The sequence below is a fragment of the Pseudomonas sp. RU47 genome (assembly GCF_004011755.1).
Lineage (GTDB): Bacteria > Pseudomonadota > Gammaproteobacteria > Pseudomonadales > Pseudomonadaceae > Aquipseudomonas.
In genome coordinates, this window is the sequence record NZ_CP022411.1 from 5,764,897 (window position 1) to 5,789,860 (window position 24,964).

General features: G+C 58.9%; 24 protein-coding genes. 12 read left to right on the forward strand and 12 right to left on the reverse strand.

Features of this window, described 5'->3' with window-relative positions; all coding sequences use genetic code 11:
- Positions 1 to 2 precede the first annotated feature (2 nt).
- Positions 3 to 2,069, reverse strand: a complete 2,067-nt coding sequence (locus CCX46_RS26305; RefSeq protein WP_095121699.1) for a carbon starvation CstA family protein — start codon at positions 2,067 to 2,069, stop codon at positions 3 to 5.
- Between the two features lie 159 nt (positions 2,070 to 2,228).
- Between CCX46_RS26305 and CCX46_RS26310 the strand changes: the two genes are divergently transcribed.
- Positions 2,229 to 2,597 carry a PilZ domain-containing protein gene (locus CCX46_RS26310; RefSeq protein ID WP_127929851.1) on the forward strand — a complete coding sequence of 123 codons (369 nt, stop codon included), beginning with the start codon at positions 2,229 to 2,231 and terminating at the stop codon, positions 2,595 to 2,597.
- 117 nt (positions 2,598 to 2,714) lie between these two features.
- Here CCX46_RS26310 and radA read toward each other — a convergent pair whose 3' ends face one another.
- From radA to katB, 3 genes are read right to left on the reverse strand one after another with little or no spacing between them, the layout of a single operon-like run.
- Complete coding sequence (gene radA / locus CCX46_RS26320; RefSeq protein WP_007909773.1) at positions 2,715 to 4,082, reverse strand: DNA repair protein RadA; 1,368 nt, start codon at positions 4,080 to 4,082, stop codon at positions 2,715 to 2,717.
- Between the two features lie 45 nt (positions 4,083 to 4,127).
- The gene (locus CCX46_RS26325; RefSeq protein ID WP_127929852.1) at positions 4,128 to 4,673 is read right to left on the reverse strand and encodes an ankyrin repeat domain-containing protein; all 546 of its coding nucleotides are present in this window, start codon (positions 4,671 to 4,673) and stop codon (positions 4,128 to 4,130) included.
- A gap of 59 nt (positions 4,674 to 4,732) precedes the next feature.
- The gene (gene katB, locus CCX46_RS26330; RefSeq protein ID WP_127929853.1) at positions 4,733 to 6,274 is read right to left on the reverse strand and encodes a catalase KatB; all 1,542 of its coding nucleotides are present in this window, start codon (positions 6,272 to 6,274) and stop codon (positions 4,733 to 4,735) included.
- Positions 6,275 to 6,560: 286 nt separating this feature from the next.
- Here katB and mscL point away from each other — a divergent pair, with 286 nt between their 5' ends.
- Positions 6,561 to 6,974: a large-conductance mechanosensitive channel protein MscL gene (mscL, locus tag CCX46_RS26335; RefSeq protein WP_007909770.1), complete on the forward strand. Its 414-nt coding sequence runs from the start codon at positions 6,561 to 6,563 to the stop codon at positions 6,972 to 6,974.
- 45 nt (positions 6,975 to 7,019) lie between these two features.
- On the opposite strand, the gene CCX46_RS26340 is transcribed toward mscL, so the two are convergent.
- The gene (locus CCX46_RS26340; protein WP_127929854.1) at positions 7,020 to 7,796 is read right to left on the reverse strand and encodes a ferredoxin--NADP reductase; all 777 of its coding nucleotides are present in this window, start codon (positions 7,794 to 7,796) and stop codon (positions 7,020 to 7,022) included.
- A 322-nt stretch (positions 7,797 to 8,118) separates the two neighbouring features.
- On the opposite strand from CCX46_RS26340, the gene CCX46_RS30770 reads away from it, so the two are divergent.
- Positions 8,119 to 8,832 carry an autoinducer binding domain-containing protein gene (locus tag CCX46_RS30770; protein WP_174245088.1) on the forward strand — a complete coding sequence of 238 codons (714 nt, stop codon included), beginning with the start codon at positions 8,119 to 8,121 and terminating at the stop codon, positions 8,830 to 8,832.
- Between the two features lie 176 nt (positions 8,833 to 9,008).
- Positions 9,009 to 10,133, forward strand: coding sequence for a methyltransferase (locus CCX46_RS26355; protein WP_127929856.1), 1,125 nt, complete (start codon positions 9,009 to 9,011; stop codon positions 10,131 to 10,133).
- Positions 10,134 to 10,206: 73 nt separating this feature from the next.
- On the opposite strand, the gene CCX46_RS26360 is transcribed toward CCX46_RS26355, so the two are convergent.
- From CCX46_RS26360 to CCX46_RS26370, 3 genes are all read right to left on the reverse strand, one after another.
- Positions 10,207 to 10,374 carry a DUF2474 domain-containing protein gene (locus tag CCX46_RS26360; protein WP_103303628.1) on the reverse strand — a complete coding sequence of 56 codons (168 nt, stop codon included), beginning with the start codon at positions 10,372 to 10,374 and terminating at the stop codon, positions 10,207 to 10,209.
- A 76-nt stretch (positions 10,375 to 10,450) separates the two neighbouring features.
- On the reverse strand, positions 10,451 to 11,458 hold the full coding sequence (gene cydB / locus CCX46_RS26365; protein WP_007909749.1) for a cytochrome d ubiquinol oxidase subunit II: 1,008 nt from the start codon (positions 11,456 to 11,458) through the stop codon (positions 10,451 to 10,453).
- Positions 11,459 to 11,461: 3 nt separating this feature from the next.
- Positions 11,462 to 12,910 (reverse strand): cytochrome ubiquinol oxidase subunit I, encoded by a 1,449-nt coding sequence (locus tag CCX46_RS26370; protein ID WP_127929857.1) that lies wholly within the window; start codon positions 12,908 to 12,910, stop codon positions 11,462 to 11,464.
- Positions 12,911 to 13,369: 459 nt separating this feature from the next.
- Between CCX46_RS26370 and CCX46_RS26375 the strand changes: the two genes are divergently transcribed.
- The 3 genes from CCX46_RS26375 to CCX46_RS26385 all read left to right on the forward strand — a co-directional run bounded on the left by CCX46_RS26375 (position 13,370) and on the right by CCX46_RS26385 (position 15,273).
- Complete coding sequence (locus tag CCX46_RS26375) at positions 13,370 to 14,608, forward strand: MFS transporter (RefSeq protein WP_016986176.1); 1,239 nt, start codon at positions 13,370 to 13,372, stop codon at positions 14,606 to 14,608.
- Positions 14,609 to 14,692: 84 nt separating this feature from the next.
- Complete coding sequence (locus tag CCX46_RS26380; protein ID WP_127929858.1) at positions 14,693 to 14,971, forward strand: type II toxin-antitoxin system RelE/ParE family toxin; 279 nt, start codon at positions 14,693 to 14,695, stop codon at positions 14,969 to 14,971.
- 14 nt (positions 14,972 to 14,985) lie between these two features.
- A complete protein-coding gene (locus CCX46_RS26385) occupies positions 14,986 to 15,273 on the forward strand; it encodes a HigA family addiction module antitoxin (protein ID WP_095048728.1) in 288 nt (95 codons plus the stop codon).
- A gap of 12 nt (positions 15,274 to 15,285) precedes the next feature.
- On the opposite strand, the gene CCX46_RS26390 is transcribed toward CCX46_RS26385, so the two are convergent.
- Positions 15,286 to 15,831, reverse strand: a complete 546-nt coding sequence (locus CCX46_RS26390; RefSeq protein WP_127929859.1) for a DJ-1 family glyoxalase III — start codon at positions 15,829 to 15,831, stop codon at positions 15,286 to 15,288.
- Positions 15,832 to 15,897: 66 nt separating this feature from the next.
- On the reverse strand, positions 15,898 to 16,347 hold the full coding sequence (locus tag CCX46_RS26395) for a DUF4879 domain-containing protein (protein ID WP_127929860.1): 450 nt from the start codon (positions 16,345 to 16,347) through the stop codon (positions 15,898 to 15,900).
- A 222-nt stretch (positions 16,348 to 16,569) separates the two neighbouring features.
- On the opposite strand from CCX46_RS26395, the gene CCX46_RS26400 reads away from it, so the two are divergent.
- From CCX46_RS26400 to CCX46_RS26415, 4 genes are all read left to right on the forward strand, one after another.
- Complete coding sequence (locus tag CCX46_RS26400) at positions 16,570 to 17,865, forward strand: NCS2 family permease (RefSeq protein WP_127929861.1); 1,296 nt, start codon at positions 16,570 to 16,572, stop codon at positions 17,863 to 17,865.
- Entirely contained in the window at positions 17,862 to 18,941 is a 1,080-nt protein-coding gene (trmA, locus tag CCX46_RS26405; RefSeq protein ID WP_127929862.1) for a tRNA (uridine(54)-C5)-methyltransferase TrmA, read from the forward strand. The genes CCX46_RS26400 and trmA overlap by 4 nt, the downstream gene beginning before the upstream one ends.
- 197 nt (positions 18,942 to 19,138) lie before the next feature.
- Entirely contained in the window at positions 19,139 to 19,579 is a 441-nt protein-coding gene (gene aroQ, locus CCX46_RS26410) for a type II 3-dehydroquinate dehydratase (protein ID WP_064118766.1), read from the forward strand.
- Positions 19,580 to 19,584: 5 nt separating this feature from the next.
- Positions 19,585 to 20,439 (forward strand): shikimate dehydrogenase, encoded by an 855-nt coding sequence (locus CCX46_RS26415; RefSeq protein WP_127929863.1) that lies wholly within the window; start codon positions 19,585 to 19,587, stop codon positions 20,437 to 20,439.
- 104 nt (positions 20,440 to 20,543) lie between these two features.
- On the opposite strand, the gene CCX46_RS26425 is transcribed toward CCX46_RS26415, so the two are convergent.
- Together CCX46_RS26425 and quiC are read right to left on the reverse strand one after the other, a co-directional pair.
- Positions 20,544 to 21,221: a TetR family transcriptional regulator gene (locus CCX46_RS26425; protein ID WP_127929864.1), complete on the reverse strand. Its 678-nt coding sequence runs from the start codon at positions 21,219 to 21,221 to the stop codon at positions 20,544 to 20,546.
- 101 nt (positions 21,222 to 21,322) lie between these two features.
- Entirely contained in the window at positions 21,323 to 23,224 is a 1,902-nt protein-coding gene (quiC, locus tag CCX46_RS26430; RefSeq protein WP_127929865.1) for a 3-dehydroshikimate dehydratase QuiC, read from the reverse strand.
- A 356-nt stretch (positions 23,225 to 23,580) separates the two neighbouring features.
- Between quiC and CCX46_RS26435 the strand changes: the two genes are divergently transcribed.
- Positions 23,581 to 24,918 (forward strand): MFS transporter, encoded by a 1,338-nt coding sequence (locus tag CCX46_RS26435; RefSeq protein ID WP_064118770.1) that lies wholly within the window; start codon positions 23,581 to 23,583, stop codon positions 24,916 to 24,918.
- The last annotated feature ends 46 nt before the right edge of the window (positions 24,919 to 24,964 follow it).

Sequence of the window (24,964 nt, forward strand, 5' to 3'; positions counted from 1 at the left end):
GGTTACGCATCCGGCAGAGCCTGGAATGGCGATTCTTTATCCGTGCGCTCTTTTTTGCCCCAGGCGGCGATGCCGACCTTGAGCGCATAGAACAGGATGCTGAAGACCACGAACAGGAACAGCGCGGTGAGCGTTGCGTTGGTGTAAGCGTTGAAGATCACGTGCTGCATCTGCTCGACGCTTTTTGCCGGTGCCAGCACCTGACCATTGGCCAGCGCATCGCTGTACTTCTTGGCCAGCGACAGGAAGCCGATCGCCGGGTTGGCATCGAACAGTTTGATGAAGCCTGCAGTCGTGGTGCAAATCAGCAGCCAGGTAGCCGGCAGCAGGGTGACCCAGATGTAGCGCTGGCGCTTCATTTTGATCAGGACCACGGTGCCGAGCATCAGCGCGATACCGGCCAGCATCTGGTTGGAAATACCGAACAGCGGCCACAAGGTGTTGATGCCGCCCAGTGGATCGATCACGCCTTGGTACAGCAACCAGCCCCACATCGCCACACAACCGGCAGTGGCGATCAGGTTGGCGGTCCACGATTCGGTGCGTTTCAGCGCCGGAACGAAGGAGCCGAGCAGATCCTGCAGCATGAAACGCCCGGCACGGGTACCGGCATCGACAGCGGTCAGGATGAACAGCGCTTCAAACAGGATCGCAAAGTGGTACCAGAATGCCATGGTATTTTCACCCGGCAGGACACTGTGCAGAATCTGCGCGATACCGACCGCCAGGGTCGGCGCACCACCGGCTCGCGCCAGGATGGTGGTTTCGCCAATGTCATGCGCCACGGCTTGCAGCGCTTCCGGCGTGATCGCGAAGCCCCAGCTGGAGACCACTTGCGCAACCGATGCGACATCACTGCCGACCACAGCGGCCGGGCTGTTCATGGCGAAGTACACGCCAGGCTCGATCACCGAAGCGGCAACCATGGCCATGATCGCCACGAACGACTCCATCAGCATGCCGCCGTAACCGATGTAACGGGCGTTGGTTTCGTTATCCAGCAGCTTCGGCGTGGTGCCCGAAGAAATCAGCGCGTGGAAACCGGAAACCGCACCGCAAGCGATGGTGATGAACAGGAACGGGAACAGACCGCCCTTCCATACCGGGCCGGTGCCGTCGACGAACTGGGTCAGCGCCGGCATTTTCAGCTCGGGCATGGTGATCAGAATACCGATCGCCAGGGCGACAATGGTGCCGATCTTGAGGAACGTCGACAGATAGTCACGCGGTGCCAGAATCAGCCACACCGGCAACGATGCCGCGACGAAACCGTAACCGACCAGCATCCAGGTAATCTGCACGCCGGTGAAGGTGAACGCCTTGGCCCACACCGGATCGGCGGCTATCTGCCCACCGAGCCAGATCGAACCGAGCAGCAGCAACACACCGACCACGGAGATTTCGCCAATGCGGCCCGGGCGGATGTAGCGCATGTAAATGCCCATGAACATCGCGATCGGGATGGTCGCCATCACGGTGAAGATGCCCCATGGGCTCTCCGCCAGCGCTTTAACCACAATCAGCGCCAGCACCGCGAGGATGATGATCATGATCAGGAAGCAGCCGAACAAGGCGATGGTGCCGGGCACGCGGCCCATTTCTTCACGCACCATGTCGCCCAGGGAACGGCCGTTGCGCCGGGTCGACATGAACAGAACCATGAAGTCCTGCACCGCGCCCGCCAGCACCACACCGGCAATCAGCCAGAGCGTGCCGGGCAAGTAGCCCATCTGCGCCGCCAATACCGGGCCGACCAGAGGCCCCGCGCCAGCGATGGCAGCGAAGTGGTGACCGAAAAGAATGTGTTTGTTGGTCGGCACATAGTCCAGACCGTCGTTGTTGAGCACGGCGGGGGTGGCCCGACGCGGGTCAAGTTGCATCACATTGTTTGCGATGAACAGACTGTAGTAACGGTACGCAACCAGATAAATGGCCACAGCGGCGACCACAATCCACAAGGCATTGATCGCCTCGCCGCGGCGCAATGCCACTACGCCCAGGGCGCACGCTCCTACGATTGCCAGCACTAGCCAGGGTAAGTGGCGTAGCAGGCTATTATTATTTTTCATTTTATTATTCCAGCCAGGGTGGACAAGAAAGACAGCCACCCCGAGTTTAGCGCTTACGGCGCCAAAGGCCATACCCCGACGTTGGTCTAGACGCTTTAGCGATTGGCTGGCGCCCGCATTCGCGGTCTATAGTCAGCGAACCTTCATGAGGATTGCGCCATGAGCGAGCACCCCGCCAATCGACGTCGTTTCCAACGTATTGCGTTCGATGCCAGAACCGAGCTGAGTCAGGGCGAGTACATCTGGCCGGTCAAGCTGATCGACCTGTCGCTCAAGGGACTGCTGATCGAGCGGCCGGAGCCTTGGCTGGGGGACAAGTCGCAGGACTTTCTCGTCGACATTCATTTGAGCGATGACGTCGATATCGAGATGGATGTGCAGTTGGCCCATGAAGAAAAAGGCCAGTTGGGCTTTGTCTGCCGACATATAAGCCTGGAATCGATCCAGCGCTTGCGACGGTTGATCGAGTTGAATCTGGCGGATGAGGCCGAACTGGAGCGCGAGTTGGGCGCCCTGATCGAAATCTAGCCATCAATACAATCCCCTGTGGGAGCGAGCCTGCTCGCGAAGACGGTGTGTCATTGAACAATGATGCCGACTGACACGGCCCCTTCGCGAGCAGGCTCGCTCCCACAGGTCAGGAGTTCACTCAAACAATGCGTCGAGGGCCTGTTCGAGGCGGGTCACGGCAATGATCTGCAAGCCTGGTGGGGATTCTTTCGGCGCATTGCCCTTCGGCACGATCGCCCGTTTGAAGCCATGCTTCGCCGCTTCCTTCAACCGCTCTTGACCGCTCGGCACTGGGCGCACTTCGCCGGACAGGCCGACCTCACCGAACACCAGCAGATCATGCGGCAACGGTCGGTTGCGCAAACTCGACATCACCGCCGCCATCAACGCCAGGTCAGACGCCGTTTCCAGCACCTTCACCCCGCCCACCACGTTGAGGAACACATCCTGGTCGTGCGTCGGAATCCCGCCATGGCGATGCAAAACCGCGAGCAACATCGCCAAACGGTTCTGATCCAGTCCCAGCGTCACCCGACGCGGATTGGCCAGATGACTGTCATCGACCAGCGCCTGCACTTCCACCAGCATCGGTCGCGTGCCTTCCCACGTTGCCATGACCACACTGCCCGGGACTTCTTCCTGCGCACGAGTAAGAAAAATCGCCGACGGGTTGGAGACTTCTTTCAAGCCCTTGTCAGTCATGCCGAACACGCCCAATTCGTTGACCGCACCGAAACGGTTTTTCACCGCGCGCAGCAAACGCAGACGCCCATCGGACTCGCCTTCGAAATACAGCACGGTGTCGACCATGTGCTCGAGAACTCGAGGCCCCGCCAGCGCGCCCTCCTTGGTCACGTGGCCGACGAGGAAAATCGCCGTGCCGCTCTGCTTGGCATAACGCACCAGCAACGCCGCACTCTCACGCACCTGGGAAACACCGCCAGGTGCCGATTGCAGTTGTTCGGTGAAGATCGTCTGGATCGAGTCGATCACCATCACCTTGGGCTTTTCCTGACGAGCGGTGGCGATGATGGTTTCGATGCAGGTTTCGGTCATCACCCGCAGTTGATCCTGCGGCAAGCCGAGACGGCGGGCGCGCATGGCCACTTGCTGCTGGGATTCTTCGCCAGTGACGTACAGGGCCGGCATGCTCTTGGCGAGGTTGCACAGGGTCTGTAACAGAATCGTCGATTTGCCGATGCCCGGATCGCCGCCGATCAGCACCACCGAGCCATCGACCAGACCGCCACCGAGCACGCGATCGAGTTCACCAGACGCGGTGGAGAAGCGCGGAATCTCTTCGATGCTGACTTCAGCCAGGGTTTTGATCTGTGCCTGCTGTCCGGCCCAACCGGTGCGGCCGGTCGGTGCCGTGGCGCCGCCGCTTTCGATCATGGTCTCGGTCAGGGTGTTCCAGGCACCACACTCACCGCACTGACCGGCCCACTTGGGAAAGGTTGCGCCGCACTCGGTGCAGCCGTACATGCGCTTGGCCTTGGCCATCAGAACCCCCGACAAAAACCGCGATGATAACGCACGGGCCGCCGATCAGCGCGGCGCAGCATTGCGGATTTCGCCGCTGGCCAGACGCGCGGCGCTATTGCCCAACGGATCCTCGGCATTCAAGTCAGCACCCTTGGCCTTCAGCGCATCGAGCAATTCCAGACGCTTGAACAAACCGGCATACATGGCCGCCGTCTGCCCGGCGCCGTTACGCTGATCGGGGCTGCAATCGGTGGTCATCAGGCGGCGGGCAATCTGTAATTCACCTTTGAAAATTGCGCCCATCAGCGCCGTGTTACCGCGCAGGTCCTGAGCGCAGGCATCGGCGCCGGCAGCGAGCAACCGTTCCACCGCGGGTACCTGACCGTGATAGGCCGCCAGAATCAGCGCGGTGTAGCCCTTGGTGTCGCGGGTATCGAGGGAATAACCCGACTCGATGAACGTGTCGAGCATCGGCACATCACCGCGCCGGGCCGCGTCGAAGTAGTAGTCCTGAAGTTGGGCTTTGATCGCCTCGGGACTCTGCCCGGTCGGTGCCGCCCACGCCGCGAACGACAGGCAACCGGCCAACAGTAAAAGACAGATTCGCATCAATAGTCTCCTTGAACAGAACGGGGCCTGACTCAGGCCCCGCGTGCGCTACATCTGTATCAGTCGGCCAGTTTGGCCGCCAACGCCTTGACCCGGCTCAGGTCGCCCTTGGCCACTTTGGTCACACCGGTCCCGTATTCCGGGTCAGCCTTATAAAGGAAGGACAGGATGATGTGCTTGCTCTCGTCATCGGTGGTCGCCAGCGAGCCGCCGAAGCTGTCGATCAGGTCCTGACGCTCTTGCTGGCTGAACGAGCGATACAGATCACCGGCCTGCTTGAAGTTCTGCTCACGCTGGATCTTCGCCTGCTGGGTGCTGCCCGACAGCGTCGACTGGCTATAACGCGCACTTGGCGTCTCGTCACGGGGTTGCAGTCGGCTCGGCTGATAGTTCACACCCGAGTTGCTCGCGCCGAAGTTCATCGCGCCATCCTGATTGCCATTGTTCACCGCAACTTTTGCCGCGTTGATTGGCAATTGCAGAGCATTGGCACCCAGCCGATACATTTGCGTATCGGCATAAGAGAACACTCGACCTTGCAACAAACGGTCTTCGGAAGGCTCGATACCCGGAACAATATTCGCTGGCGCCATGGCCACTTGTTCGGTTTCCTGGAATACATTTGCCGGATTACGGTTCAACACCATTTGTCCAACTTTTCGCTCAGGAATACCTGGCCAGATCTTGGTGGCATCCAATGGATCAAAATCAAACTTGGACAAATCTTGTGGTTTCAGCACTTGAATGTACAAGTCCCATTTCGGGAAGTTACCTTTATTGATATTGCTCACCAGATCATTGGTCATATGACTGTAGTCTTGACCTTGAACGTTGGCGACTTGTTTCGGCGTCAGATTATTAAGACCCTGCAAGCTCTTCCAGTGAAACTTGACGTAATGAACTTCACCCTTGGCGTTGATCAACTTGTAAGCATGTACGCCATTACCGTCCATCTCTCGATAACTGGCAGGAGTACCCGAATTCGAATACAACTCGGTCAAAGTACGGGTTGCCTCCGGTACATGTGAGAAGAAGTCGAAACGGCGCGAGTCGTCGTCAAGGTTAGTACGCGGGTCGGGCTTGAACGCGTGAACCATGTCCGGGAACTTGATCGCGTCACGAATGAAAAAGGTCGGGAAATTGTTGCCTACCAGATCCCAGTTGCCGTCAGCCGTGTAGAACTTGGTGGCGAACCCCCGCGGATCACGCAGGGTTTCCGGCGAGTGATTACCGTGCACCACCGCAGAGAAGCGCACAAACACCGGTGTGCTCTGGCCGGCGGCGAATACCTTGGCCTTGCTCAGGTCGCTGAGATCGTTGGTGACAGTGAAGGTGCCATGGGCGCCGGTGCCGCGGGCGTGAACCACTCGCTCAGGAATGCGCTCGCGATCGAAGCGCTGCAGTTTCTGAATCAGTTGTACATCTTGCAGCAGCACCGGGCCGCTGGCGCCGGCGGTCTGCGAGTTCTGATTGTCGCCGACGGCGGCGCCGTTATCGCGGGTCAGGGGCGCGGCGTTAACCGAAAAGGTCAACAGGCTGGCGGTGAGTACACCGAGGGTGCGGCGACGGGGAAAAGCCCCCAGTCCAAGTGCGGAGTTCATATCAGGATCCTCTGGTTATTTTGGGGCGCATCCAGATGCGCCAAGCCAAGGCTAGAGGCCTGAGACGTCGAACATAAATAGAAAGAACGTAACGCCATGATTGAGAAAATTGGCTGTTCGATCAGCGAGTTACCGTATATTTCGCGCGCGATTGATGGCACTTTGCAAACTAATCGCCGATTGATGTGTCGATAAAAACGGGCATTGTAAGAAGGTGTTTCGCGCAGGACGCGTTTTGCTGATTTACACTGCGTACACCAAACTCATCTGTAACAAGGAAATAACTATGGGCGTGCTAAGTGAGTTCAAGGCCTTCGCGGTCAAAGGCAATGTGGTCGACATGGCCGTCGGTATCATCATCGGTGCCGCCTTCGGCAAGATTGTTTCGTCGTTTGTCGGTGACGTGATCATGCCGCCAATCGGCCTGCTGATCGGTGGGGTGGACTTCAGTGATCTGGCCATCACGCTCAAGGCCGCCGAGGGCAATGCTCCTGCGGTCATGCTGGCTTACGGCAAGTTCATCCAGAGCGTTCTGGACTTCGTGATCGTCGCTTTCGCGATCTTCATGGGGGTCAAAGCCATCAACCGTCTGAAACGCGAAGAAGCCGTGGCCCCTACCCTGCCACCGGTTCCGACCAAGGAAGAGGAGTTGCTGGGCGAGATCCGCGACTTGCTCAAGGCCCAGAACACCCGGCCTTGATCCTTTGCACGATAGAAACAACGGCGCCTTCGAGGCGCCGTTTGTTTACCAGTAGTTTTCCACGGCCACTTGGCCTGGCCGGCGGGTGAGGCTGAGGCTCATGTGGCGTTTTTTCAGCAACGCGCGCGTGTCATCGATCATCTGCGGATTGCCGCACAGCATGACCCGCGAGTGCTCCGCCGACAGCTCCACGCCCGCTGCGCGCTCCAATTCTCCGTTTTCGATCAGCGTAGTAATACGGCCGTGCAGTGCGCCGGGGTGCGCCTCACGCGTCACCGTCGCGATGAACTGCAATTTGTGGGCATGTTCGCTGAGGTACTCGCGCTGCTTGAGTCCGGCGATCAGCTCCCGATAGGCCAGCTCCCGCGCTTCGCGCACGCTGTACACCAGAATGATGCGCTCGAATTTTTCCCAGACTTCGAAGTCCTGCAAGATCGACAGGAATGGCGCCACCCCCGTACCCGTGGACAACAGCCAGAGATCACGCCCGTCGACGAAGCGATCAAGGGTCAGATAGCCGAATGCCTGGCGCTCCACCAGCAAAGTGTCGCCAACCTGCAACCGGCTCAGCTCACTGGTGAACTCTCCCCCCGGCACCACGATGGAAAAGAACTCGAGAAACTCGTCAAACGGCGACGATACCATCGAATAAGCGCGCCACACGGTACTGCCATCGGCCTTGGTCACACCGAGCCGGGCGAACTGCCCCGCACGGAAACGAAACCCGGCATCCCGGCTGGTGCGCAAGGTAAACAGGCTCGGCGTCAAGGTTTGAACATCGAGCAAGGTCTGCGTGGTGTATTTCTCGGCACTGGCGGTCATGGGGCACTCCATTGATCGGTGACGGCCAGTGTCGCGCAAATCGAGCCTGCGAAACACCGACAACTGATAATGGTATTCAACCGTTTCCGGACACCGTCAACGCGTTAAGCTGTTGAAAACATCAGAAGTAGAGCAACAACTTTACATGAAGGCTCAAATGTAAAGTTTCTGAGCACTAAGAACTCTTTATAGACAGATCATCAATGTTCAATACCGAAAAAATTTAAAGCACTCCATAAGAAACATCCTACACTTCGTTGCGTGCCGGATCCTTTGGATCCATTCCGCGCCCCCCCCCGCAACGTCAATGGAGTGTTCAGAAATGGAAACATGGAAGGAATCACAATTGAAACAACTGACGTTTGCCAAGGGAGTAGATGCTGCTTATCCGATTCTGCTGCGATTCGCCGAAAACCTCGGATTCAATTTTTGTGAAATTTCGGTTGTTTCACTCCATCGGGACCTGCCTCTTAAGACCTTGCAAATCAATAACTACCCTAAAGAATGGAACTTACAATATGAAGAAAACCGTTACAGTAAAGTCGACCCACTAATAGCACACTGCAATCACTCGATGACTCCCATTGTCTGGTGCGAATCAGTATTTGCCGACGCCCGGCCGATATGGGAGGGATTACAGCAACATGGACTGCAAAATGGCTGGTCGCAGTCGTTCCATCACGAGCAGAGTGGCTTGTGCAGTATTATCAGCCTTGCCCGAAAACATTACTCGATCAGCCCTCTGGAGCTGTATGAGCATTTCGGTTACATGTTCTATGCCGCCAGTCACTTGAGTGAAATGTTTGCCCGGACACTGCCGCCTCATTCTCTCAAACCCCGCCATCCACACCTTTCCCCAAGGGAACTGGAGGTTTTGCAGTTATCCGCAGGTGGCAAAACGGCCTATGAGATATCGAAGATCCTTAGCCTGAGCGAACGCACGGTGAACTATCACGTGCAGAACGTGATCGAGAAGCTCAACGTCTGCAACAAGATTTCCGCTGTCATCGCCGCCGTCAGAGCGCACATCATCTAGTCGATCAGCCTTGCCTCCTTTACAAAACATGCGGGTAATAACAGCAAAAAAACCGTACCATTTGTGACCCTCTTGAGTGATGACGTGAACATTCTGCGTTGCATTACACTCAGTCGGTTCCGCCGCACACTGTCAGGCTGCGGAACACCCCGTTGATTACCCTGAGTTCCCGCCCGATGCCTTTGCTTGAAACTCCCTTCGCCCAACTCGACCTGATCCGCCAGCCCGAGCAGCAGAATGAACCGTTGCAAGCCTTCGATGCGGCCGACGAATACCTGCTCAACCATCTGGCCGCGCAGCAACCGACGGCTGACACGCGGGTATTGGTGCTCAACGACAGCTTCGGTGCGCTGGCGGCCAGCTTGCTGGGCAAGGTCAAGGTCAGCAGCAGCGGCGACTCGTTTCTGGGGTTTCAGGGGCTGGAAAAAAACCTGCTGCGCAATGGCCAGGCGTTCGACGCCATTCGCGGGATACCCGCCAGCGAGCCATTGGTCGGACCGTTCGATCGTGTGCTGATCCGCGTGCCGAAAACCCTCGCGCTGCTGGAAGAACAACTGATCCGCTTGCAAGGGCAGCTCGCACCCGGTGCCGAAGTGGTCGCCGCTGCCATGGTCAAACACCTGCCACGCGCTGCCGGTGACTTGCTTGAGCGCTACATCGGCCCGGTACAAGCCTCTCTGGCGGTGAAGAAAGCGCGGCTGTTGATCGCCACACCTGAAGCGAAAGCCCCGGCCGTCTCGCCCTACCCTTCGCGGTATCGCCTCGACGAACCGTCGATCGAGTTGCTCAACCACGCCAACGTGTTCTGCCGCGAAGGCCTGGACATCGGCACGCGCGCCTTCCTCCCGCATCTGCCGAAAAACCTTGGTAGCGCCCGAGTTGCCGATCTGGGCTGTGGCAACGGGGTTCTGGCCATCGCGAGTGCGCTGCAAAACCCCGATGCGCATTACACGCTGATCGACGAATCGTTCATGGCCGTGCAATCGGCTGCCGAGAACTGGCGCGCAGCGCTGGGTGATCGCGAAGTGATCGTGCGGGCCGGCGATGGTCTGGCCGGGCAGGAACCACAATCGCTGGACGTGGTGCTGTGCAATCCGCCATTCCATCAGCAGCAGGTGGTTGGCGACTTCCTCGCCTGGCGTATGTTCCAGCAGGCGCGCGAAGCGTTGGTGGTGGGCGGCGCACTGTACATCGTCGGCAACCGTCACCTGGGTTACCACAGCAAACTGGCGCGGCTGTTTCGCGGCGTTGAGCAAGTGGCTGCCACGCCGAAATTCGTGATTCTCAAAGCCCGCAAATAAACCGCCAGGCAAAAAAAACCCTCCGCAAGGAGGGTTGCAAAGCCGTACCCGAAGGCGCCGGGACGGGGATGATTCAGTGGGTGGTCAGACCTGCGGCATTCATGAACATGCGCATCAGGCTGGCGGCGATAAACAGCACACCGACGCTACCGGCCCAGATCAGAGCCAACCAGCCGAGCCGCTGCCAAAGCGGCTTTTTTTCGGCTTCTTCAATGTCGTGCAGGGAATGTTTTCCAGTCATTTTCTTCAAACCTCTTCAAGATTGATGGCGCCATTGCCGACGCCATCGCGAGCAGGCTCGCTCCCACAGGTTTTGCTTAGTGATAGCCGTCTTCATGGGTAACCTTGCCGCGGAACACGTAGTAGCTCCAGAAGGTGTAACCCAGGATGAACGGGATGATGAACAGCGTCCCCACCAGCATGAAGCCCTGACTTTGCGGCGGTGCGGCGGCGTCCCAGATCGAGATCGACGGCGGCACGATGTTCGGCCACAGGCTGATGCCCAGACCGCTGTAGCCGAGGAAGATCAGCACCAGGGTCAGCAGGAACGGCATGTAGTTGGCGTTGCGCGCCACGGCGCGGATCAGACCGTACATGGTCACCAGCACCAGAATCGGCACCGGCATGAACCAGAACAGGTTGGGCATGCTGAACCAGCGGGTGGCAATATCCGGATGAGCCAGCGGCGTCCAGATACTGACAATACCGATCACGGCCAGCAGTACGAAAGCCAATGGCCGTGCCAGGTCATGCATCTGTTCCTGGAGCTTGCCTTCGGTTTTCATGATCAACCAGGTGCAGCCGAGCAAGGCATAGGCCACCACCAGCGCGGCGCCGCAGAACATTGTGAACGGTGTCAGCCAGTCCAGTGATCCACCGGCGAACTGCCGATTGACCACCGGCAAGCCATCGATGAACGCGCCCAGCGCCACGCCCTGAAAGAACGTTGCCGCCACCGAGCCGCCGATGAATGCCTTGTCCCACAAATGGCGCTTGTCATCCTTGGCCTTGAAGCGGAACTCGAAGGCCACACCACGAAAGATCAGGCCGATCAGCATGAAGATCAGCGGCAGATACAGCGCTGACAACACCACCGAATAAGCCAGCGGGAACGCGCCAAACAACGCCGCGCCGCCCAGTACCAGCCAGGTTTCGTTGCCGTCCCAGACCGGGGCGACGGTGTTCATCATCACGTCACGGTCGACTTTACCGGGGATGAACGGGAAGAGAATCCCGATCCCCAGGTCGAAGCCGTCCATGACCACGTACATCATGATGCCGAAGATGATGATCACGGCCCAGATCAGCGGAAGATCAATACCCATGAGTCAAATCTCCTTGGTCACGCGAATATCGTCGTCGCCGTGATCGGCATCGGCCGAGTCGTCGGCAGCGGACAACGGACGGGCCGGTGTGCGTTTCTTGCCTGGACCACCGTCCGGCGTTTCCGTGCCTTCGCTGATCTTCGGCCCTTTGCGCACCAGACGCATCATGTAACCGAGACCAGCACCGAACAGGGCGAAGTACACCACTACAAACATGATCAGGGTGATGCTCATCTGCATGAAGCTGTGGTTTGAAGACGCGTCCGCCGTGCGCATCAGCCCGTAGACCACCCACGGCTGACGGCCGATTTCAGTGGTGAACCAGCCAGCGAGAATCGCGATCAAACCGGACGGCCCCATCCACAACGCCAGATAGAGGAACGGCCGTGAGGTGTAGAGCGTGTCGCGCTTACGCAGCCACAGGCTCCACAAACCGGTGAAGATCATCAGGAAACCAAGGCCGACCATGATCCGGAACGACCAGAACACAATGGTCGAATTCGGCCGGTCTTCCGGCGGAAACTCCTTGAGCGCCGGCACCTGTTTGTCCAGCGAGTGGGTCAGGATCAGGCTGCCGAGGTATGGGATCTCCACGGCGAACTTGGTTTTCTCTTCTTTCATGTCCGGCCAGCCGAACAGGATCAGCGGCGTCGCTTCATCACCGTGGTTTTCCCAGTGACCTTCGATCGCAGCGATTTTTGCCGGTTGGTGCTTGAGCGTATTGAGACCATGGAAGTCGCCGATGACCGCCTGGATCGGCGCGACAATCAGCGCCATCCACATTGCCATCGACAGCATCGTGCGGATCGCCGGATTGTCCTTGCCGCGCAGCAAGTGCCAGGCCGCCGAGGAGCCGACGAAGAATGCCGTGGCGACAAACGCAGCCGTTGCCATGTGCATCAAGCGATACGGGAACGATGGGTTGAAGATGATCGCCAGCCAGTCAGTAGGAATTACCTGACCGTTGATGATTTCAAAGCCCTGCGGGGTCTGCATCCAGCTGTTGGAGGCGAGAATCCAGAAGGTCGAAATCAGCGTGCCGATTGCCACCATGACGGTGGAAAAGAAGTGCAGGCCGCGCCCGACCTTGTTCCAGCCAAACAGCATCACCCCAAGGAAACCGGCCTCGAGGAAGAACGCCGTGAGCACTTCATAGGTCAGCAATGGCCCGGTGACGGCGCCGGCGAAGTCCGAGAAGCGGCTCCAGTTGGTGCCGAACTGGTAGGCCATGACCAACCCCGAGACCACGCCCATGCCGAAGTTGACGGCGAAGATCTTCGACCAGAAATGGTAGAGGTCACGGTAGGTGTCGTTATGGGTTTTCAGCCACAGGCCTTCGAGTACCGCGAGGTAACTCGCCAGGCCAATGGTGATGGCCGGGAACAGGATGTGGAACGAGATGGTGAACGCGAACTGAATTCGGGCGAGATCTAGTGCCTCTAAACCGAACATATGGCTTCCTCTGTCAGGTAATACCGGCTGCGGACCCGGAGGCCTGCACCCACTGCCCCCACGGATATGGAGTGCGGCGAATTCTGATTCGTTCTTTTTAAACAACCATCGCAACGCAGGGAGTCTGGCCAACTGGCCACCGGATCAATTCCGTTCGGGGTCTTGATCTGGATCAAGCAACGTTGAAAGAGTAGTCCCATTTTTGCCGATGAACTGCGTGGTCGTTTGCCGCGTGACAAGTTGCCTCACAACCTTGGCAAAGCCCTGCAACAAATCCCTGGAGCGCTGAGGGCGAGGAAAACAGTACAGATCTCGAGAACGAAGCAAATCCCCGAACAGCAGAATCAATCTGCACCGCAAAAAATCGATGTCTTCCTAACTAAATTTTTTGTCATAGCAACTTCCTGTTACAGACTGGTGATAACCTCGCGATTCCCCTCGAGCCAGACCTGCCTTCAGATGCCCAGTCAAGAGCCCCTGCTGTTACGTCACCATCGTCCGTTTCTCGCTTTCTGGTTCGCACGGATCTTTACCGCCAGCGGATTTCAGATGCTTACCGTGGCGATCGGCTGGAACCTCTACCAACTGACCGGCAACGTGCTCGATCTGGGCTTGGTCGGTCTGGTCGAATTCGCGCCGCGTGTGCTGTTCATGCTGCACACCGGACATGTGGCCGACCGCTACGACCGGCGCAAAGTGGCAGCAATCTGTCAGTCGTTGCAGGCGTTGATCGCCTTGGCGCTGGCGATTGGCAGCGCCACCGATCACGTGACCCGCGAGATGATCTTCATCCTCGCCTTCCTGCTTGGCGCGGCGCGTTCGTTCGAGATGCCGACCACTCAGGCACTGCTGCCCAGCATCGTGCCCAGCGCACTGTTCCCTCGAGCAGTGGCGGCGGCGCAGTCGGCACAGCAATCGGCCACGATCGTCGCACCTGCGCTGGGCGGTTTGCTCTACGCATTCGGCAGCGTCTGGGTATATGGCCCGACCGTGCTGCTCTATGTGATCGCCTGCACGCTGATGCTCAACCTGCCCGCGCGGCAAACGCCGTTGAACAAAGGCAAAGCCACGCTGGACTCGTTGCTGGCGGGGATTCGCTTCATTCGCAGCCGCCCGGACATTCTCGGGGCGATTTCGCTGGATTTGTTTGCGGTACTGCTCGGCGGGGCCACGGCGCTGCTGCCGGTATTTGCCAAAGACATTCTGCTGACCGGGCCGTGGGGCCTCGGGTTGCTGCGTTCGGCACCGGCGGTCGGCGCACTGGGGATGTCGCTGTTCCTCGCGCGGTTTGCCGTGGAGCGCAATGTCGGTCGGGTGATGTTCACAGCGGTGGGCATCTTCGGCGTCGCCACCATCGCCTTCGGCCTGTCGACCTCGTTCTGGTTCTCGCTGGCAGTGCTGGTGGTACTCGGCGCGGCGGACATGATCAGCATGGTCATCCGTGCGTCTTTCGTGCAGCTGGAAACCCCGGACGAAATGCGCGGCCGGGTCAGCGCGGTGAACGGGCTGTTTATCGGTGCTTCCAATCAGCTCGGCGAATTCGAATCCGGCGTCACCGCCCACTGGTTCGGCACGGTGCCGGCGGTGGTGATGGGCGGAATCGGCACGCTGGTGGTGACCGGGACGTGGATCAAGTTGTTCCCGACACTGGCTAACCGGGACCGGATGCATGTGCCGGTGGAAGAGGTGAAGGTCTGACAACCTCCAAAGCACAAGACAACTGAAAATGTGCGGTACATAGTTACCGCACTGAGTGTAATGTATCGCCTTACACTCGAGCCCATGATCAAATCCTTTCAGCACAAAGGCCTTCGCGGCTTCTATGAAACAGGTTCGACTCGCGGGATTCGTGCCGACCACGCAAAACGGCTGTCGCGCATGCTGCAGTTCATGGATCGCGCTACGATTCCCGCAGACTTGGATCTTCCGGGCTGGCGCCTGCATCCATTGAAAGGTGAGCTGACGGAGTACTGGTCGCTGAGCGTTTCAGGCAACTGGCGAGTGATCTTTCGTTTTGTCGGTTCGGACATCGAATTGGTCGATTATCTGGACTACCACTGACAGGAGGCAGGCTCATGCCCATGCACAACCCGCCACACCCCGGTGAAACACTGCTGATGGATGTCTTGCCCGAGCTTGGCATCAGCGTGACCGAATTGGCCCGACACTTGGGCTTCGCACGCCCGCATCTTTCACGTGTATTACACGGACATGCGCCAATCAGCCCGGATCTGGCTGTACGTCTTGAGCGTGCTGGCATTGGCAAGGCGCGCGTGTGGCTAGGCGTACAAACCGACTATGATCTGTGGCAAGCGGAGCATCGGGAGCAACCGGTTATCGAACTGATCGCTGTCCACGCCTGACACCTCCAGCCACTACAACTCCCCCGCCACTTTCACCCGCAATGCCTTGCCGCCGAGTTGCTCGACCAGCGTCAAGGCAAACTCCAGCGCAGCGCTTGAGCCTTGTGCGGTGACGCAGTTGCCGTCGACCACCACCGGTTGATCAACAAACGTACAGCCCGAGAGTTGATGGCTGGCGCTGGGCAGGCAGGTCATGCGCCGCTGGCGCAGCACGCCGAAGGTTTGCAGGGTGACGGCCGGGGATTCGGCGATGGCGGCGAACAGGCGTCCGGCGCTGGCCTGATCCTTGAGCAACTGTTGCAGAGGTTGGTGCGCGGCCAGATGTTGTGAACCGACAACACCGCCGGGCAGGACGATCAGGTCGAAGGTTTGCGCCAGCACATCGACCAGCATGCCGTCGGCGGTCAGGCGTGTGCCGCGCGCGCATGTGAGCATGCGCCGACCTTCGATGCTCGCCGCCACTACCTCAATACCGGCGCGGCGCAACACATCGATCAGGGTCACGCTTTGCAGATCATCGATGCCCTCGGCGAGGGTAATCAGGGCTCTAAAGGTCATGGGCGCTATCCGCTGGGTGATACGTGAAGCGTAGTCAGCTTCACCCGGATCGCGCTGCAACAGCCGTTACTTGATGTAAAGCTGGGTCGACATTGTGTTGCGTGGCGCGTTGATGGAAGTGTTGCTGAAGCTGAAGGTGCCTTCCTGCTTGCCCGCCAGATCGAAGGTATAAAGAGAACCGACGGTTTTATTACCGGGAGTGCATTCGGTCAGGTTGCCGTTATCAAAAGCACACACCGGGGCACGTGTGCCGTTCACTTCAAAACCGTCCAGTGCGACCTGAGGCTGGCTCTTGCCGTAGCCGACTTCGAGCACGTAGACCTTGATATTCGGTCCGCTGTGATTGCATTGGGTCTGCGCCTGCCCATCGGCGATGTCTTCAAGGCCGCAGGCCGGCGATTGCACCTTGATCACTTTCACTTGTGTCAACGGCGGTGCCGATGCCGCCCAGGCTGTCGACATCCCGGCCATCAGTACGGCAATCAAACCCAAAACCTTCATCCAGCACTTGCTCATGCGCTTCCCGCCCCGAAAAAATCAGCGCGCAGTATGGCGCAGTTGGCATCAACGCAAAACTTCGCCGACGATCGACACCAACAACCGCCATATTCCTCACGCTGCTGGTATGATGCGCGGCTTTTTCCGGCCCACCACAATTTTTCAGGCGCTTGCGACGGTCTGTGCTTTGCTGTTGAGGTCGATACATTCACGGCGCCACGCGCGCCACGGGGAGCAGACATGCTGGAAAGGCTGTTTCAACTCAAGGCACACAACACCAACGTGCGCACCGAGATTCTGGCGGGCATCACGACTTTCTTGGCCATGGCCTACATTCTGTTCGTCAACCCGAGCATTCTCGGTGAGACCGGTATGGACAAGGGTGCGGTGTTTGTCGCCACCTGTCTGGCGGCCGCCATCGGTTCGACCGTCATGGGTCTGATCGCCAACTACCCGATCGCCCTCGCCCCAGGCATGGGCCTGAACGCCTTCTTCACCTACACCGTCGTCTTGCACATGGGCCACACCTGGCAAGTGGCGTTGGGTGCGGTGTTCATTTCCGCCGTGCTGTTCTTCCTGCTGTCGATCTTCCGCATCCGTGAATGGATCATCAACAGCATCCCGCTGCCGCTGCGCTCGGCAATTGCCGCTGGTATCGGCCTGTTCCTCGCGCTGATCGCCCTGCACAACGCCGGCATCGTCGTCAGCAACCCGGCAACCATGGTCGGCCTCGGTGACCTGAAAGCGCCGGCACCGATTCTCGCCACCCTGGGTTTTGCCCTGATCGTTGCCCTCGAAGCGCTGAAAGTGCGCGGTGCGGTACTGATCGGCATTCTCGCGGTGACCATCACCTCCATCGTGATGGGCTTCACCCCGTTTGGTGGCGTTACCTCGATGCCACCTTCGCTGGCTCCGACTTTCCTGCAACTGGACATCAAAGGCGCACTGGACATCGGTCTGGTCAGCGTGATTTTCGCCTTCCTGTTCGTCGACCTGTTCGACAACTCCGGCACCCTGATCGGCGTTGCCAAACGCGCCGGCCTGATGGGCAAGGACGGCCACATGCCGAAAATGGGTCGCGCCCTGATCGCCGACAGCACCGCGGCCATGGCCGGGTCGTTGCTGGGTACCTCGACCACCACCAGCTACATCGAATCCGCTGCCGGCGTGAGTGCGGGCGGTCGTACCGGTCTGACGGCCATCGTCGTGGCGATTCTGTTCCTGCTGGCGCTGTTCTTCTCGCCACTGGCGGCCAGCGTTCCGGCGTTCGCCACCGCGCCGGCACTGCTGTTCGTCGCCGTGTTGATGACTTCCGGCCTGGCGGAAATAGACTGGGATGACATCACCGTCGCCGCGCCAGTTGTCGTGACCGCGCTGGCCATGCCGTTCACTTACTCGATCGCCAACGGCATCGCGTTCGGTTTCATCTCCTGGACCGTGATCAAGCTGCTGTCGGGCCGCGCCCGTGAGCTGAACCCGGCGCTGGTGATTCTGTCGATTCTGTTCGTGATCAAGTTGGGTTGGTTCAACGCATGACTTTCGATTCCCAGGCTTACGCCGAGCAACTTGAAGCCAAGGTCACGCGCTTGCGTGATCTGCTGGCGCCGTTCGATGCCCCCGAGCCAACGGTGTTCGACTCGCCGCTGCAGAACTTCCGTCTGCGTGCCGAGTTCCGCCTGTGGCGCGAGGGCGGCGATCGTCATTACGCGATGTTCGCTCAGGACGACAAACGCACGCCGATCCTCATCGAAGAGTTCCCGATCGCCAGCCTGCGCATCAATCAGTTGATGCCGCAGTTGAAGGCGGCGTGGCAGGCCAGTTCGGCACTGAGCCACAAGCTGTTTCAGGTGGAGTTTCTGACCACCCTGTCCGGCGATGCGATGATCACCCTGTGCTACCACCGTCCGCTGGACGAACACTGGCACGCGGCAGCCACCAAGCTGTCTGCGGAACTCGGCGTCAGCATCATCGGCCGCTCGAAGGGCAAACGCGAAGTGCTTGGCCTCGATTACGTGGTCGAGAAACTCGAAGTCGGCGGTCGCACCTTCAGCTATCGCCAGCCGGAAGGCGCGTTCACCCAGCCAAACGGCACCGTGAACCAGAAGATGCTGAACTGGGCGTACGAGGCATTGGGCGATCGCATAGACGATCTGCTGGAGCTGTACTGCGGCAACGGCAACTTCACCCTGCCGCTCGCCACTCGCGTGCGCAAAGTCCTGGCCACCGAAATCAGCAAGACCTCGGTCAACGCTGCATTGAGCAACCTCAGCGAAAACGCTGTGGATAACGTCACTCTGGTGCGTTTGTCTGCCGAAGAACTGACCGAAGCGCTCAACGAAGTGCGCCCGTTCCGTCGCCTGCAAGGCATCGACCTGAAGAGCTACGAGTTCGGCAGCGTCTTCGTCGACCCGCCGCGCGCCGGCATGGACCCGGACACCTGCGAGCTGACCCGCCGCTTCGACAACATCCTGTACATCTCCTGCAACCCGGAAACCCTGGCGGCCAACATCGCCCAGTTGCACGACACGCACCGTATTACCCAATGCGCGTTGTTCGACCAGTTCCCGTGGACGCATCACATGGAATCGGGTGTGTTGCTGACCCGGCGTTGATGGCGGGATAGCAGATACGAAAAAGCCGTCGTGATTGACGGCTTTTTTGTGGGCGTTCATTTGTTTGTGCGATCACCGAACATAAATCGGCCAGACCATTTTTTGTTCAATTGACCATGGTAACCATCTAGTACATTTTATCTCCACAGGCTGAAACCCTCGGCCAAATCCAAAAACAATAAGTGGAGTTACCCCTCATGCCCCCTATCGTTCTGGTGCTTAACGGCCCGAACCTGAACCTGCTCGGCACCCGCGAGCCGGCCACTTACGGTCACGAAACCCTGGCGGATATCTCGGCCTTGTGCGGTCGAGCAGCCGAAGAATTCGGCCTGGCTGTGGAGTTTCGCCAGACCAATCACGAAGGCGAACTGCTTGACTGGATACACGCCGCCCGTGGTCGCTGCGCCGGGATCGTGATCAATCCGGCGGCGTGGACGCACACCTCGGTGGCGATTCGTGACGCGCTGGTGGCCAGTGAATTGCCAGTGATTGAAGTGCACCTGTCCAACGTCCACGCCCGCGAGCCGTTTCGTCATCACTCGTTCGTCTCGGCGATTGCCACGGCGGTGATGGCCGGTTTTGGCAGCAATGGCTATCGCCTGGCGCTGGAACATTTCAGTCAGCGGTTGAAGGGATAACTCGCATGTCTCGCTCTAACGTCATACTCGCCGGGCTGATCGGCGCCGGCATTCAGGCCTCGCGCACGCCAGCGCTGCATGAGCACGAAGGTGATGCCCAAGGCCTGCGTTATCTGTACCGACTGATCGATCTCGATCAACTGAACATGGACAGCACTGCCCTGCCCGACCTGCTGCTGGCGGCCGAGCGGATGCACTACACCGGATTGAACATTACTTTCCCGTGCAAGCAGGCAATCATCCCGCTGCTCGATGAGTTGTCGCCGGAAGCCAAAGGCATCGGCGCGGTGAACACGGTAGTGCTGAAGGACGGCAAACGTGTCGGTCACAACACGGACTGCCTCGGTTTCGCCGAAGGTTTTCGCCGAGGTCTGAAAGACGCCGCCCGCGAGCGCGTAGTCCAGATGGGCGCCGGTGGCGCCGGTGCGGCAGTGGCCCACGCATTATTGAGCGAAGGCGTGCAGCAACTGACTATTTTCGATGTCGACCGTGAGCGCGCCGAGAGCCTGGCGAACAATCTCAATGAGCATTTTGGCTTTGGTCGTGCGGTGGCGGGTCGGGATCTGCCGAGTACGCTGAATCTGGCTGACGGTCTGGTCAACACCACGCCGATGGGCATGGCCAAACTGCCGGGCATGCCGGTGCCGGTCGAACTGCTGCGCAAGGAATTGTGGGTGGCCGAGATTGTGTATTTCCCGTTGGAAACCGAGCTGCTGCGCAACGCCCGCGCATTGGGTTGCCGAACGCTGGATGGCGGCAACATGGCGGTGTTTCAGGCGGTGAAGGCGTTTGAATTGTTCAGCGGCGTGGTGCCGGATGCGCAGCGGATGCTCGCGCATTTTCAAAGCATGAATGGTTAACACTGTAGGAGTGAGCCTGCTCGCGATGGCGTCCTGTCAGCCAACACATTAGTTGCCTGACACACCGCCATCGCGAGCAGGCTCACTCCTACAGGGGGTCAGCGTCAGGCCTGCAGGTAGCGCAACACCGACTCGCAAATCATCTCGCGATGACGTTGCTTGACGCTTTCATCCGGCAGATCGATCTGAAAAATCTCGCCAAACGTGTGCCGGTTCGACACCCGGTAGAAGCAGAACGAACTGATCAGCAAATGCACATCCAGCGCATCCAGACCTGCGCGGAACACACCCTCTTCAGCACCCCGACGCAGAATCTCGCCGAGTGAATCAAGAATGGTGTTGTTCATCGCCTTGATCGCATCGGAACGCTTCACGTATTCAGCGTTGTGAATGTTTTCAATGCTGACGATGCGCACGAAATCGACGTTGCGGTCGTGGTGATCGAAGGTGAACTCGACCAATCGGCGAATCGCTTCCACCGGCGCCAGCTCGGCCAGGTGCAAACGGTTTTCGGTGCTGCGGATATCACCGTAAAGCTTCTCCAGCACCTCGACGTACAACTGCTCCTTACTGCCGAAGTAGTAATAGATCATGCGTTTGGAGGTGTGGATACGCTCGGCAATTGCGTCGACGCGAGCGCCGGACAAGCCTTGCTGGACGAACTCGACGATCGCCTCCTGCAGGATGTTCTCGCGGGTCTTTTCCGGGTTGTTCTTGCGACTCTTGCGCGGCTCTACAGCGGAAACTTCAGAAGCTGCGGAAAGTTCTGTATTCATCGTCATTGCGGGCTCACGGCCATCACTGCACAGGCGGCGATTATGGGCCGCACAGCACAGTGAAGGAAGCTGCGCGGCCTGTGTTTAATCCCGCGTTTACGAATTTCCTACAACTTCGCCTGGCGCACTGCACCACTGCGTGATTTAGCCATGGCCGCCAGACGCACCGCGACGTTCGCTGCGCCGTAACCGGCATAGCCGTTTTTGCGCTGGATGATCTCGAAGAAGAAACGCCCTTCGAACGGCTCGGTGTAGACGTGGAACAGCTCGCCACCCTGCGCATCACGGTCGTACAAGACGTTGTAATACGCCAGTTCGCTGAGGAATTCGTCGTCGAAATCGAAGCGCGCAGCAAGGTCGTCGTAATAGTTCAGCGGGATATCCAGTAATGGCACGCCGGCTTCTTTGGCGCGGCTGACTTCGGCGAAGATGTCGTCACAATCGAAGGCGATGTGGTGTACACCCGAGCCACGGTAACTCGACAACGCGTGGGAGATCGCGGTGTTGCGGTTCTCGGAAATGTTCAGCGGCAAGCGGATCGAACTGTCGCGGCTACGCAGCGCGCGACTTTTCACCAGACCGTACGGGTCGGGCAGTACCACTTCATCGTCCGCCTCGAAATCCAGCAGGCTCTTGTAGAACAGCACCCAACTGTCGAGGCTGTCGGCCGGCAGCGCCATGGCCATGTGATCGATACGCTTGAGACCACCGCGTGCCGGCGCATCTGCCAGCAGATTGAAATCGGTGCCGTAGACATCAGCCTGTTCATCGACCAGATAGATCAGGCTACCGTCCGGGGCGCGCACTGCCGCCAGCTCCAGTTCATTGGGGCCGACCAGTCCGCGATAGGGCTGACCTTTGTAGGCGACGGCGCGGGCCAGCGCACTGGCGCTGTCCTTGACCCGCACGGCGGTGGCGCACAGCGACGGGCCGTGAGCCTCGAAAAAGCTGTGAGCAAACGAATACGGTTCGGAGTTGAGGATCAGATTGATGTCGCCCTGACGCAGCAGGCTCACACTCTTGGAACGATGCTGCCCGGCCTTGACGAACCCGAGGCGCTCCAGCCAGTTCGACAGCTTGGCGCCAAGGCTTTCATCCACGGCGAACTCAAGAAACTCGATGCCGTTGTACTCACTGGCCTTCGGTGTTTCGAAGAGAATTTTACGGTTGGCCACAGGTTTGGTTTCCTGCTCCAGACGCTGGCGGGTCTTCTCTTCCAGATACAGCAGCGAACGCAAACCGTCAGCTGCATTGGCCCGTGGTGGCGCGGCGCGGAAGCCGTCATTGAAGATTTCCAGCGACAGCGGCCCGGTGTAACCGCTTTGAATAATCGGCGCGAGGAACCCCGGCAGATCGAACTCGCCCTGCCCAGGGAAGCAGCGGAAATGCCGGCTCCACTCCAACACATCCATCGCCAGGATCGGCGCATCGGCCATTTGCACGAAGAAAATCTTGTCGCCAGGAATGTCGGCGATGGCGCGAGGATCGCCCTTCAGCGACAACGTATGAAAGCTGTCGAGCAACACGCCGAGGCTCGGGTGATCGGCCTGACGCACGATGTCCCAGACCTGTTGATAAGTGTTGACGTGACGGCCCCAGGCCAGCGCTTCGTAACCAATGCGCAAGCCGCGCGCGCCAGCGTGCTCGGCCAACAGGCGCAGATCATCGACTAGAATTTGCTGATCGCCGACGCTGTCGGCGGAGGCATTGCTGCAGACCAGCACCAGATCGGTGCCCAGTTCCTGCATCAGGTCGAACTTGCGCTCGGCCCGCTCCAGATTGCGCGCCAGGCGATCGCGGCGGCAGCCTTCGAAATCGCGGAACGGCTGAAACAGCGTGATGGCGATGCCGAGATCGGCGCACATCTGTTTAATTTCCCGCGGACTGCCGTCGTAGTACAGGAGGTCGTTTTCGAAAATCTCCACCCCGTCGAACCCGGCGGCGGCAATGGCTTCAAGTTTTTCCGGCAGGGTGCCGCTCAAAGAAACGGTGGCAATGGAACGCTGCATGTTTCAACTCCCGGACTGCGCCGCTTTATCTTTACTGTAGGAGCCGCCGAAGGCTGCGATCGTTTGATCTTTATTCGTGAAAACAGAATCAAAAGATCGCAGCCTGCGGCAGCTCCTACATGGGATGGTTTTTATAGTAGGGAAATTATTGGCTGCATCGATCGCGGCAGCAATTTAAAGTGTACTACCCGGTTAGTTTTGCGTGCGATTATCGAACACAATGGCGGTTTGGCGAATTGACGATTTTTCGTCCACTGCCCAACATCGACTGCACATTGAGTCCGGATCTGAACCACCGGTCGCAGCGTGCAAGTAAAAAGCACACCAAATAACAAATCCAAAAACGGGTGGAACACATGATTCCTTCACAGACTTCCCGCATGGCTCCGGCCATGAGCACTGCCACGGGTGGCATCGGCGACAAGATCCGCGGCGCCATGGCCGTCGGCAAGACCCGTTGGGGCATGCTGGCGCTGGTGTTTTTCGCCACCACCCTGAACTATATCGACCGCGCCGCCCTCGGCGTCATGCAGCCGATCCTCGCCAAGGAAATGAGCTGGACGGCGATGGATTACGCCAACATCAACTTCTGGTTTCAGGTCGGCTACGCGATCGGTTTCGTCCTGCAGGGCCGCCTGATCGACCGGGTCGGCGTCAAACGCGTGTTCTTCTGCGCCGTGCTGCTCTGGAGCCTGGCCACTGGTGCCCACGGTCTGGCGACTTCGGCCGTTGGTTTCATGGTCTGCCGGTTCATCCTCGGTCTGACCGAAGCGGCGAACTACCCGGCCTGCGTGAAAACCACGCGCCTGTGGTTCCCGGCCGGCGAACGTGCAGTGGCCACCGGCATTTTCAACGCCGGCACCAACGTCGGCGCGATGTTCACGCCGATGCTGCTGCCATTGGTCCTGCACGTCTGGGGCTGGCAAGCGGCGTTCCTGTGCATGTCGGCACTCGGCGGGATCTGGTTGCTGTTCTGGGGCTTGAAGTACTTCAACCCGGAAGATCACCCGAGCGTCAAACAGTCCGAACTGGACTACATCCAGCAAGAAGTCGAACCGGAACAGGCCCGCGTACCGTTCTCGAAGATTCTGCGGATGCGCGGTACCTGGGCCTTCGCCCTCGCCTACTCGCTGACCGCGCCGGTGTTCTGGTTCTACCTGTACTGGCTGCCGCCGTTTCTCAATCAGCAATACAACCTGGGCATCAACGTCACCCAGATGGGCATTCCGCTGATCATCATCTACGTCACGGCGGACTTCGGCAGCGTCGGCGGCGGGATTCTGTCTTCGTTCCTGATCGGTCGCGGGATGAATTCGATCAAGGCGCGGCTGCTGTCGATGTTCCTGTTTGCCTGCTGCATCATCGGCGTGGTCATGGCGGCTGGCTCTGCCAATCTGTGGGTGGCGGTGGCGGCGATTTCTCTGGCGATCGGCGCGCACCAAGCCTGGACGGCGAACATCTGGAGCCTGGTGATGGACTACACGCCCAAGCACATGATGAGCACGGTGTTTGGCTTCGGTGGTATGTGCGCAGCGATCGGCGGGATGTTCATGACCCAGATCGTCGGTCACATCCTCACCGTCACCAACAACAACTACACCGTGTTGTTCACCCTGATTCCGGCGATGTATTTCATTGCGCTGACGTGGATGTACTTCATGGCACCGCGCAAGATTCCGACCATCACCGAATAACCTGCCTACACGACGCTAACTGTAGGAGTGAGCCTGCTCGCGATGG